The sequence below is a fragment of the Rhodococcus sp. WY5 genome (assembly GCF_018588185.1).
In the GTDB taxonomy this organism is placed as follows: Bacteria; Actinomycetota; Actinomycetes; order Mycobacteriales; family Mycobacteriaceae; genus Rhodococcus_F; species Rhodococcus_F qingshengii.
On sequence record NZ_JAAMPR010000001.1, the window covers coordinates 3,207,501 to 3,219,361 of the forward strand.

General features: G+C 59.6%; 6 protein-coding genes and 2 rRNA genes (1 of these 8 only partly in view). 4 read left to right on the forward strand and 4 right to left on the reverse strand.

Translation table 11 applies throughout. From position 1 onward, the window contains the following. The 3 genes from G4D79_RS15045 to G4D79_RS15055 form a co-directional block, all read left to right on the forward strand. A 23S ribosomal RNA gene (locus G4D79_RS15045) occupies positions 1–2,597 on the forward strand (it extends 537 nt beyond the left edge of the window). Positions 2,598–2,750: 153 nt separating this feature from the next. Further along, positions 2,751–2,867, forward strand: a 5S ribosomal RNA gene (rrf, locus tag G4D79_RS15050). 506 nt (positions 2,868–3,373) lie between these two features. Next, positions 3,374–4,663, forward strand: a complete 1,290-nt coding sequence (locus G4D79_RS15055; protein WP_235867917.1) for a plasmid pRiA4b ORF-3 family protein — start codon at positions 3,374–3,376, stop codon at positions 4,661–4,663. Positions 4,664–4,744: 81 nt separating this feature from the next. On the opposite strand, the gene G4D79_RS15060 is transcribed toward G4D79_RS15055, so the two are convergent. Together G4D79_RS15060 and G4D79_RS15065 are read right to left on the reverse strand one after the other, a co-directional pair. Continuing rightward, positions 4,745–5,320 carry a TerD family protein gene (locus G4D79_RS15060; protein WP_003940660.1) on the reverse strand — a complete coding sequence of 192 codons (576 nt, stop codon included), beginning with the start codon at positions 5,318–5,320 and terminating at the stop codon, positions 4,745–4,747. A gap of 113 nt (positions 5,321–5,433) precedes the next feature. After that, the gene (locus G4D79_RS15065) at positions 5,434–8,616 is read right to left on the reverse strand and encodes a DEAD/DEAH box helicase (protein ID WP_099698345.1); all 3,183 of its coding nucleotides are present in this window, start codon (positions 8,614–8,616) and stop codon (positions 5,434–5,436) included. Positions 8,617–8,728: 112 nt separating this feature from the next. Here G4D79_RS15065 and G4D79_RS15070 point away from each other — a divergent pair, with 112 nt between their 5' ends. Then, on the forward strand, positions 8,729–9,856 hold the full coding sequence (locus tag G4D79_RS15070; protein ID WP_031333643.1) for an alpha/beta hydrolase family protein: 1,128 nt from the start codon (positions 8,729–8,731) through the stop codon (positions 9,854–9,856). Between the two features lie 52 nt (positions 9,857–9,908). Here the strand turns inward: G4D79_RS15070 and G4D79_RS15075 are convergent, their stop codons facing one another. After that, positions 9,909–10,268: an excalibur calcium-binding domain-containing protein gene (locus tag G4D79_RS15075; RefSeq protein ID WP_003940648.1), complete on the reverse strand. Its 360-nt coding sequence runs from the start codon at positions 10,266–10,268 to the stop codon at positions 9,909–9,911. Between the two features lie 172 nt (positions 10,269–10,440). Then, complete coding sequence (locus G4D79_RS15080) at positions 10,441–11,814, reverse strand: dicarboxylate/amino acid:cation symporter (RefSeq protein WP_099698346.1); 1,374 nt, start codon at positions 11,812–11,814, stop codon at positions 10,441–10,443. Positions 11,815–11,861 lie beyond the last annotated feature (47 nt).

Here is an 11,861-nt window from a genome sequence, read left to right on the forward strand (position 1 = left end):
GCGGACTAGTACCGTGAGGGAAAGGTGAAAAGTACCCCGGGAGGGGAGTGAAATAGTACCTGAAACCGTGCGCTTACAATCCGTCAGAGCCTTCGAGCAGTTTACTGCTGGGGGTGATGGCGTGCCTTTTGAAGAATGAGCCTGCGAGTTAGTGGCATGTCGCGAGGTTAACCCGTGTGGGGTAGCCGTAGCGAAAGCGAGTCCGAATAGGGCGAGTCAGTGGCATGCTCTAGACCCGAAGCGGAGTGATCTACCCATGGCCAGGTTGAAGCGACGGTAAGACGTCGTGGAGGACCGAACCCACTTAGGTTGAAAACTGAGGGGATGAGTTGTGGGTAGGGGTGAAAGGCCAATCAAACTCCGTGATAGCTGGTTCTCCCCGAAATGCATTTAGGTGCAGCGTCGCGTGTTTCTCACCGGAGGTAGAGCTACTGGATGGTCTAGGGGGCCCACAAGCTTACCGAAATCAGCCAAACTCCGAATGCCGGTGAGTGAGAGCGCGGCAGTGAGACTGCGGGCGATAAGGTTCGTAGTCGAGAGGGAAACAGCCCAGATCGCCAGCTAAGGTCCCTAAGCGTGTACTAAGTGGAAAAGGATGTGGGGTCGCGAAGACAACCAGGAGGTTGGCTTAGAAGCAGCCACCCTTGAAAGAGTGCGTAATAGCTCACTGGTCAAGTGATCCTGCGCCGACAATGTAGCGGGGCTCAAGTACACCACCGAAGCTGCGGCATTCACGCAATAGCCCCCAGTTGATCCACGGATTTTCTGGCAGGTGTGTGGATGGGTAGGGGAGCGTCGTGTGGCCATGGAAGCGGCAGGGTGACCTAGCCGTGGAGGCCACACGAGTGAGAATGCAGGCATGAGTAGCGAAAGACGAGTGAGAAACTCGTCCGCCGAATGACCAAGGGTTCCTGGGCCAGGTTAATCCGCCCAGGGTGAGTCGGGACCTAAGACGAGGCCGACAGGCGTAGCCGATGGACAACGGGTTGATATTCCCGTACCCGTGTGAACGCGCCCATGGTGAATCAGTGATACTAACCATCCTGAAGCCACGAGAAGACCTTCGGGTCTCGAGTTGGTGGATGCATGGGACCTGATCTGGTAGTAGCCAAGCGATGGGGTGACGCAGGAAGGTAGCTGAGCCAGTCAGTGGTAATACTGGTGTAAGCGTGTAGGGCGTGACCTAGGCAAATCCGGGTCGCACATAGCCTGAGACGTGATGCGTAGCCGATTGAGGCGAATTCAGTGATCCTATGCTGCCGAGAAAAGCCTCTAGCGAGCTTTCACACGGCCCGTACCCCAAACCGACACAGGTGGTCAGGTAGAGAATACTAAGGCGATCGAGATAACTATGGTTAAGGAACTCGGCAAAATGCCCCCGTAACTTCGGGAGAAGGGGGGCCCTGTCTGGTGACGACATTTACTGTCTGAGCTGGGTGGGGCCGCAGAGACCAGTGAGAAGCGACTGTTTACTAAAAACACAGGTCCGTGCGAAGTCGTAAGACGATGTATACGGACTGACGCCTGCCCGGTGCTGGAAGGTTAAGAGGACCGGTTAGTTCCTTCGGGAGCGAAGCTGAGAATTTAAGCCCCAGTAAACGGCGGTGGTAACTATAACCATCCTAAGGTAGCGAAATTCCTTGTCGGGTAAGTTCCGACCTGCACGAATGGCGTAACGACTTCTCAGCTGTCTCAACCGTAGACTCGGCGAAATTGCATTACGAGTAAAGATGCTCGTTACGCGCGGCAGGACGAAAAGACCCCGGGACCTTCACTACAGCTTGGTATTGGTGTTCGGTTCGGTTTGTGTAGGATAGGTGGGAGACTGTGAAGCGGTGACGCCAGTTATCGTGGAGTCGTTGTTGAAATACCACTCTGATCGAATTGGACCTCTAACCTCGGACCATGATCTGGTTCAGGGACAGTGCCTGGTGGGTAGTTTAACTGGGGCGGTTGCCTCCCAAAATGTAACGGAGGCGCCCAAAGGTTCCCTCAGCCTGGTTGGCAATCAGGTGTCGAGTGCAAGTGCACAAGGGAGCTTGACTGTGAGACTGACAGGTCGAGCAGGGACGAAAGTCGGGACTAGTGATCCGGCACCGGCAAGTGGAAGCGGTGTCGCTCAACGGATAAAAGGTACCCCGGGGATAACAGGCTGATCTTCCCCAAGAGTCCATATCGACGGGATGGTTTGGCACCTCGATGTCGGCTCGTCGCATCCTGGGGCTGGAGTAGGTCCCAAGGGTTGGGCTGTTCGCCCATTAAAGCGGCACGCGAGCTGGGTTTAGAACGTCGTGAGACAGTTCGGTCTCTATCCGCCGCGCGCGTTAGAAACTTGAGGAAGGCTGTCCCTAGTACGAGAGGACCGGGACGGACGAACCTCTGGTGTGCCAGTTGTTCCGCCAGGAGCACCGCTGGTTAGCTACGTTCGGAAGGGATAACCGCTGAAAGCATCTAAGCGGGAAGCCTGTTCCAAGATGAGGTTTCTCACCCCCTCGAGGGGGTAAGGCCCCCGGCAGACCACCGGGTTGATAGGCCAGAACTGGAAGTGCAGTAATGCATGCAGGTGACTGGTACTAATAGGCCGAGGACTTACCACAAAGAAGCTACGCGTCCACTGTGCGGTATCTGAAACAACACACAGATACTGATGAGAAACCCTGTTTTCTCCATCCCCCAACACCAGAAACTGGTGTTGACGGGTGGTGAAACCAGGTGATCAGAAGAAGGTTACTGTGACAGTTTCATAGAGTTACGGCGGTCATAGCGAAGGGGAAACGCCCGGTCCCATTCCGAACCCGGAAGCTAAGCCCTTCAGCGCCGATGGTACTGCACTCGACAGGGTGTGGGAGAGTAGGACACCGCCGAACACACATTAGAGAAGCCCCCCAACCAGTACTGGTTGGGGGGCTTTCTCGTACCCAAAACACCCCGAAACATCCCGTCGCCGGCACCCCCGACTTCGAGCGAACGGCACGTTCGTCGCCTCAGATCGACCGAACGTACCGTTCACACCATCTAGGGCGGGCACGCCGCCGGCACCCCGGCATGGAGTGAACGACACGCTCACCCTCTTAGGCGAGGGGAACGGTACGTTCACACCATCAGGGCAGGAATTGGGCGAGGAAGATGCCGCCGCCGATGCACGTAGCGACTTGTTAGCCAAGGTATAGATTGTGAACCGTCTCATAAGTCCGAAGTACTCTCCGATTTTGTGCCTTCGTCCCTAGCACTTTGGCCTAGGCTGAGTCTCATGGTGGGGTTGAGCAGCTCGAGGGTGTCGCATTTGCGACTCGTTCCGACGGAACCCGAAGAACTGCAAAGGTTTGTACTAGAAGCTGGCGGAGGGCGTGGGGGCATTCAGATTGCGCGATCGTTGCGTTCGAAGAGGCGCGCGGTACCGGCGCAATACGCGATACGTATCAGTGTCGACAATGTTTCCACTCAGATCTGGCGGCGAATCCTCGTCGCGTCGGATCTGAATCTGGATGACCTGCATTCGGTGGTTCAACGGGCAATGGGGTGGAGTGACCGTCAATCGCACGCGTGGTCCAAGTCCGGCAGCCGATTTCCCGGCGAGGTCGAAGAGTACGTAGCTTCCGGAAGCAACGCAGAGCAGCGTCGCGCCGGCCGAGCCGCGATCGTAGAGTCCGCGGTACGCCTGGACGAGGTCATGGTCTCGCCTGGCGATGAAATCAGTTATCGCTACGGACGCTTCGGGAACTGGCGCCACACGCTGACACTTGAATCTTCCGAAGTACTGCCCGATGGGTTCCAAGTTGTGTGTGCCGCGGGTCGCGGTGCTTGTCCGCCGGAGGAATGTGTCGGACCTGACGAGTACGAGCAACTCCTCGGTGTTCTCGCTTCGGAGAAGCTGCGCTCCCATGAATGGACCCTCGAATGGCCGCAAACTGAATTCGAGCCGACACGATTCGAGATCGCTGAGGTCAATAATCGACTGCATAGTCCTAAACCGGACGAGATCGCTGCGTCGTACGACATTGCAAAGCTCGTCGAATGCCTGGAACCCTCGCGAGTCCCGGAACTGCATGCGGTCCTCGCCCGAGCCGGCATTGACGATCAGTCGGCAATCGGGGAGTTGGTCCACGTCGAGGCGGGCCAACGCCTTCAAGCGGTTCTGGCTCTGATCGGTGTCGAAGGGATCGGTGCCGGTGATTTCTTCACGACGGTCGACGCGATGCTCGACGAACCTGAACTGGGACCTGTAAACCTTCCCCAAGGGCGATCACTCTTCGCAGTGCTCAAGAAGTTCGGCCTGGTGCGAAAGCACAAAGGGCAGATTGTTCTGACGAAGCGGGGACAGTCGGCAGAGCGGGACGCGTCAATGACGTGGTCGGTGATCGTCGAGGGAGTTCCGGTTGCGCCCGGCGGCTCGCAGAGAGCGGTGGAACTCCTTGTCCTCCTTGCCGTAGCCGCCGGCATGTCGCCGGCGGATCGTCATCGTTTCGTCGCGGGAGCGCTGGAGTCGATTCGGTCGTCGAGCATCCTGATGGCTGGAGCTCAGACTTCCAGACGTGACACGTCCGGGAGCACCGTAGAGGTGCTCGGATTGATCGGCGCTACGGGGTACGAGCTGGGGAAGTTCGGCAGCAAAGCGGACTCGCCCTGGGCTGTTCACCTCGCGAGGGCGATCCTGCGGCGTTAACTCGCGCGTCGACGCAGACAACCGAAACGGGGTTCGATCCGGCAATGCCGAATCGAACCCCGTTTCGTGTACCGATAGAGATCAGATGTTCACGCCGTAGTCGCGGGCGATTCCGGCGAGTCCGGATGCGTATCCCTGTCCGACTGCACGGAACTTCCATTCGCCATTGTGGCGGTAGAGCTCACCGAAAAGCATGGCTGTCTCGGTGGATGCATCTTCGGAGAGGTCGTAGCGTGCCAATTCGGAGCCGTTCGACAGATCTACGACGCGGATGTAGGCGTTGGTGACCTGTCCGAAGGACTGGAGTCGGGCATCGGCGTCGTGAATCGAGACGGGGAAGAAGATGTTGGTGACGTTGGGCGGTACAGCCGGGAGGTCGACGTTGATGACCTCGTCGTCGCCGTCACCTTCACCGGTGAGGTTGTCGCCGGTGTGCTCGATGGATCCGTCGGGCGAGCGAAGGTTGTTGTAGAAGACGAAGTGAAGGTCGGAAAGGACCTTGCGTTCCGGGCCGGTGACCAACGCGCTGGCGTCGAGGTCGAAGTCGGCACCACTGGTGCTGCGTGCATCCCAGCCGAGACCGACTGCGACCTTGGTCAGATTGGGTGCGGCCTTCGACAGAGATACGTTGCCGCCCTTGGCAAGTGTGACGCCCATTCAGGTTCCTCTCGTTCGAACGAAGTGGATTTCTTCGTTCGGGAGTTCTGTGTTGTCCGTTCGCGACTCACATTACCGTGAGCGGGTAGGTGCGGTTCGACCGAATAGGCACCTCACTCGAACAGCGCGCGAAGATCCTCGGCGTCGAGTCCGGTGCCCAGTGTGCCTTCGGCGTCCATGACATTCGAGAACAATGCCGACTTCTTGGCTTTGAGCGCCATGACCTTCTCTTCGATGGTGTCTTTGGCAATGAGGCGGTAGACCATGACGTTTCGTGTCTGCCCGATGCGGTGAGTACGGTCGACCGCTTGTGCCTCGGCGGCCGGGTTCCACCAGGGGTCGAGAATGAAGCAGTAGTCGGCCTCGGTGAGATTGAGGCCGAAACCACCAGCCTTGAGGCTGATCAGGAAGACGGGGACTGCACCAGACTTGAACTCCTCCAACACTTCACCGCGATTGCGCGTCGAACCGTCGAGATAGCTGTACGCAATTTTTTCCTCGTCGAGTCGGTTGCGGACAGAACCGAGGAACCCGGTGAATTGGCTGAAGATCAACGCACGGTGTCCGCCGGCAATGACGTCGTCCAATTGCTCGACGAGAGCGTCGACCTTGGCCGATGGGACGGGTCCGCTCTCCTCGTCGACCAGCGAGACGTCGAGACTGAGTTGGCGTAGTAGCGTCAGCGATTGCAGGATCGTGAACCGATTCTTGTCGACGTCGTCGAGCAGTCCGAGAATCTTCTGCCGTTCGCGTTGCAGGTGGGTGTCGTAGATCGCGCGATGGCTCGGATGCAACTCGATCTCGAGTACCTGCTCCTGCTTGGGCGGCAAGTCCGCAGCCACCTGTTCCTTGGTGCGCCGCACCATCAGCGGTTTGACGCGTCGTCGCAGTTGCGCCAATCGTTCTGCATCACCGTCTTTTTCGATGGGAGTGCGGTAGAAATCGGTGAAGGTGGTGGGGCTGGGAAACAGTCCCGGTGCAGTGATCGCGAGCAGCGACCACAACTCCAGAAGGTTGTTTTCCATGGGTGTTCCGGTGATCGCGAGTTTGAACGGTGCGTTCACCGCCCTCGCGCACTGGTGGACCTTGGACTTGTGGTTCTTGGCGAATTGGGCTTCGTCGAGTACCAGTCCGGACCAGCGGCCCGCGGAATACGCATCGGTGTCGAGGCGGAAGAGGGCGTACGACGTCACGACGATGTCCGCCCCGTCGACGAGTGCGGCCAGATCGGTTTTTCTGCGGCGCAGCGTGTCCGTGATGACAGCGGTGTGGAGGGTCGGTGCGAACTTCGCCACTTCGGACTTCCAGTTGGATACGACGCTGGTGGGTGCGACGATCAGAAAGGGAGGCGCGGCTGGATTCGATTGCCTTGCAGCGCAGATCATTGCGAGGGTCTGCAGTGTCTTGCCCAGGCCCATGTCGTCGGCGAGTATGCCGCCCAAGCTGTGCTGGCGCAGGAAATTGAGCCAACGGAATCCGTCGACCTGATAGGGACGTAGCGTTGCCGTCAACGTGTCCGGGACTTCGACCGGATCGATGCCCGAACTGCCGAGCAATCCTGCGATCTGCTTCTTCCATGCTGCTGCTTGATGTTCGACTCTTCCGAGCGCCGTCAATTCTTCCCACAGTCCGGCCTGAAATTTGCTGATCCCGAGTTTGCCGGTAGGCCGATCGAGTAGCGACCGCGCTTCGGTGATGAGACGGTGCAGGCCGAGTAGTTCAGGTGCGTCGAGCCGAAAGAAGGCGCCGTCCGGTAGCAGTATGTGAGTCTCGCCCTTGCTCAGAGCAGAGAACAGTGTTGTGAACGGAACGCTTTGTCCCGCAACATCGACGGTGACATCGAGGTCGAACCAGTCGGATCCGCTGTCCCCGTCGGGGGCTGATGTGCTGAGGCCGATCACGACAGCGTCGTCTGCAGGCCGGTAGTCGGCAGGGGTTCCTGCAACCTTGAGGTCGATGGCGTCGTGCGCTTCGAGTTGGGGCAGGAGGTCGAGTGTGAACTGCATGGAATCGAGGCCGGTCAAAGTTCCCGCGAGAGTGGCCTTCGCCGCGGCCGCACCGAGGCTCTTGGCAATGGCATCTTCGGCAACGTGGTTGCGGATCTCGGACTCGTCGGTGGTTGTGTCTGCGGTAGAAATGATCAGTTCGTCGGCATCGACGGTGTACTTCCATGCCGATTCGATGTCGATGCGGTGGTTGTCCGCGTAAGTGGCCATCAGTTGTAGCCGAGGACCGGACACAGTCGGTGGGTTGTAAGCACCGTCGGAAGATATGACGGGAGCGAGGTTTCCGAGTTTGAACACGAACCGCGACGTGAATGCATCCCGATGCTCGGCGGGTATGTCGACCGATTTTCCGGAGTCGATCAACTGCCTCAATTGGTGAGTTATCGGCGTGTGCAGTGGTGCGAGCGTGATCGCGTTGGCGGCGTCGAGCGCGAAGACACCATGTGCCGGTGTACCGACAAGTCCCCAGTCGGAATGGGTGATGATGTGCCCATCGGTCTGAATTCGGGGAGTGAGACGGAGGTTGTTGTCTTCCGCTGCGTGGACGTCGAGGCAGATGCTGGCATCGTCGAGTAGGGAGATGTTGCCGAGGCCGGCCTTCGAGTGAACGAGTGAAACGCCGACGCTGATGGCCTCACGAAGAAGCGACCAGAGTTGCGGGCTCGCGAACCCGGCAAGATCGATTTCCGCGGCATTTTGATTTCGGTAGTAGTTGCCGGCGCTGTGGAGGAGATGTATGTCGCGTAGAACCCGGAGGTGATCTGCGGGGAACTGAAAAGTGCTTCCGAGTTTGTTCCAGGCGAGCCCGCCGGAGATCCACCCTCTCGCTCCTGGTTGTACGGGTTTGATGATGAGCCTTGTCGATGCGCCCTTGGTTCGGGTGGTGAATTGAATGCCAAGTCCACGTGTAGTACGGCCGGCCGGGTCTGGTCGGAGCAACTCCTCGAGCGCGCTGTCCCATCCGAGGTGTTGTGGAGTCTTGTTCGCCTCGGCAACCGCTGCGAGCACCAACGCGACTACGTGCTTGCAGTTCATCCGCACGGGACACGTGCAGAGGCCACGCGTGAACGTTGCTGTACCGGCCGCGCTGCGACTTACCGAAATCGTGCAGGTGTACGGCTCTCGCGCAGTTCCCGATACAGCGCCGGTCAAGGTGTCAGCGGTGTCGTTCCATCCGATGGATTCGACTGCATTCTGCCGCAGGTAGACAAGTCCGCGTTCGTAGGTGGTTGTGCCCACGACAGCGCGAATTCGGTCGAGGTCGAGGGCCCTGACTGAATCCGGTTGCACGGGGGCCAGCCTAGTAGCGGCGACCGACAGATCTTGTCGTGGTCGTTTGTCCAAGAAAGTCCGAACTGCACGGTATGTTCACGGAAACATCTTTGACTGGTTTGGGAGTTTCATGAGGACTGAGCGGCGTGCGTGGATTCGATCTGCGCGCACAGGTGCGGTGTGTTTGGCCGTCTGTGCACTTTCTTTGCAATTGGGCGGACTGTCGACGGCAGCGCCGAGTTCCGGAAGCTCGGGTAGTTCGGGAAGCTCGGGAAGTCTGGGCAGCGTCGAGGGAAGCGTGAGCTCGGGGTCGACGATCCCGGGACCACTTCAGGAGGATCCGGGCCCCAAACCGGACCTGCGCGACGACATCGTCGTCCCGGCCATCGTCGGCGAGAAGGTGACCGCACCACAGGCGATCAGGCTGACGGTGGCGTCGCCCGCACTTCGACGCGAGGTCGGCGTCGAGATTTTGCTACCCGCTGACAATTCGGTTCCGCGCCCAGCGCTGTACATGCTCGAGGGTGTCGACGCCGGAGAGAAAAGCAGCGGATGGATGACGATCGGCGGCGCCCCGGCGTTCTTCGCCGACAAGAACGTCAACGTCGTGATGCTCAATGGCGGAATCGCGAGCCTGTACTCGGACTGGGAGAATCCGGATCCGCGGCTGGGACTGCACAAGTGGGAAACCTTCATCACCGAGGAGTTGCCACCGCTGATCGATGCGCGACTCGAGACCAACGGAATCAACGCGATTGCCGGCAATTCCATGGGCGCGATGGGTGCAATGATGCTCGCCCAACGCTTTCCGGACATGTATCGCGGCGTCGCCGTGTTCAGCGGCTGTTATTCCACGATGGATCCGCTCGGCCGAACTGCCGTCCAGGCCACGATATCGTCTCGAAGTGGAGATCCGGCCAACATCTGGGGTGTGCCAGGGGGACCGGAGTGGGAGGCACACGATTCGTTGATCAACGCAGAGAAGTTGCGTGGCAAGGAAATCTACGTGTCGACTGCAAACGGTCGTCCCGGATCTGATGAGACGCTGCAGACTCCTGAACTGCTCGAGCGTCTGGTGATCGGCGGCGGCATCGAGGTTGCCGCCCACGCCTGCACCAAGATGTTCGACGCTCGGTTGCAGGAGCTGAAGATTCCGGCGCAGGTGGATTACGAGCCGAACGGCACACATGCGTGGGCATATTGGCGTGAACGACTGCCGAAGGCGTGGCCGACTCTGTCCCGAGCATTGGGCGTCTGACGGTTCGACAACAGTGCTCGGGTTGTGGATGCACCACAACCCGAGCGTTGGATCACTCGCAGGCGATGCCGTCGTTGTCCCGGTCGAGATGCGGGGCGTATCCGTTCTGGCCCCGGTACAACGGAGCTGCGCCGGCATTACGAACGGCTGTGCAGTTCTGGTAGTACCGCGCTGGTGCGGGAGTGTTCTGCGGCGCCGGCTGGTTCTGGGGCGCTTGCGGAGCGGGCGGCGCCGGCGGTGCGAAGACCGGGGGAAGGAACGGCTGGACTGCGTCGGCAGAGCCAGTCGGAATCATGCGTGCGATCTCGATCGGTAGGAAATCGAAAACCGTGGATGCCTGAGCGGCGGGTGCGGCAACCAGAGTGATTGCGGCGCAACCTGCGACGCTGAATGCCAGACGGCGGAGCTTCATGTGACCTCGTGTTCAACTGGGCAGCCCTTCCACTTCTGAGGGCTGTGCCGGCTGAGCATACTGGTCATAACGACCAAATGGTTTATTTCGGTAAGGGTGAAATCTGGGGTGAAAAGCAGCGTCCCCGCACCGTATTGCTCAGGTGCGGGGACGCTGCTGTTGTCATCGAGGATTACGCGTCGACCAGTTCCTCGGCGAAGGGATCACCGTTGCGGGGAGCGTCGAAGCGCTCCTTGTCGAGGATTCCCTCACGCTTTGCGACGATGACCGGGACCAGTGCCTGGCCAGTGACGTTGACTGCGGTGCGGCCCATGTCGACGATCGGTTCGACTGCGAGGAGCAGTCCGACGCCGGCCAAGGGAAGACCCAGGGTGGAGAGTGTGAGTGTGAGCATGACTGTCGCACCCGTAGTTCCGGCCGTTGCTGCCGAGCCGATGACCGAAACGACGACGATCAGCAGGTAATCGGTGAAGGTCAGCGGAACGTCGTAGAAGCCGGCGACGAAGATTGCCGCGATCGCGGGATAGATTGCGGCGCAACCGTCCATCTTCGTGGTGGCACCGAGCGGAACGGCGAACGAGGCGTACTCACGCGGAACACCGAGGTTGCGTTCGGTGACGCGTTCGGTCAGCGGCAGGGTGCCGATCGACGAGCGCGAGACGAACCCGAGCTGAGTTGCGGGCCAGACACCGGAGAAGAAGCTTCGAACCGAGAGACCGTGTGCGGCAATCAGGATGGGGTAGACCACGAAGAAGATAATGGCCAGACCGATGTAGATGGCGGCGGTGAAGACGCCCAGCGACCCGATCGCATCCCATCCGTAGGTGGCGACAGCGTTGGCGATCAGCGCAGCGGTACCGATTGGGGCGAGGCGAATGATCCACCACAGGACCTTCTGGACGATCGCGAGCAGCGACGCGTTGAACTCGAGGAACGGCGCAGCCTTGGGGCCGATCTTCAGTGCAGCAATGCCGATTGCGCCGGCGATGACGAGCAGCTGCAGGACGTTGAAGCTCAGCGATGTAGTCGCCACGCCTTCGGCGACGGAAGTCTTTGCGCCCAGCCCCAGGAAGTTGTTCGGAACCAGTCCGGTGATGAACGCCCACCACGAGCCGGAGCTCTTGGGTTCCTTCGCTGCTTCGGCGGCGACATCGGTCCGTGAACCGGGATCGGTGATCAGGCCGACGATGATGCCGATGATCACAGCAATGAAAGCGGTGATCGCGAACCAGAGCAAGGTCTGCACGGCCAGGCGAGCTGCATTGGCGACCTGGCGCAGGTTGGCGATGGAGCTGACAATGGCGGTGAACACCAGCGGGATAACCGCAACGGTGAGCAGCTTGACGTAACTCGAACCGATGGTCTGCACGGTGCCGACCAACCAGTTGACGTTGCCGTCGGCCGCATCAGGCATTGCCCGGGCGACGAGACCGATGATGACACCGAGTACGAGACCGGCGACGATCTGCGGTCCGAATGCCGTCGCCCAGGACGGAAAACGGGACGTGGACTTTTCCGGCACGCCGGTGGAGGTGGAGCTGGGCATGACTATGCCTTTCGAAAATCAAGGGAGCGAAACGCAGCGCGGCACCA

Bases quoted from the DNA above. Each gene is read 5' to 3' on its own strand.
- G4D79_RS15060 (WP_003940660.1), bottom strand. From the start codon at position 5,320: ATGGGCGTCACACTTGCCAAGGGCGGCAACGTATCTCTGTCGAAGGCC.
- G4D79_RS15070 (WP_031333643.1), top strand. From the start codon at position 8,729: ATGAGGACTGAGCGGCGTGCGTGGATTCGATCTGCGCGCACAGGTGCG.
- G4D79_RS15075 (WP_003940648.1), bottom strand. From the start codon at position 10,268: ATGAAGCTCCGCCGTCTGGCATTCAGCGTCGCAGGTTGCGCCGCAATC.
- G4D79_RS15080 (WP_099698346.1), bottom strand. From the start codon at position 11,814: ATGCCCAGCTCCACCTCCACCGGCGTGCCGGAAAAGTCCACGTCCCGT.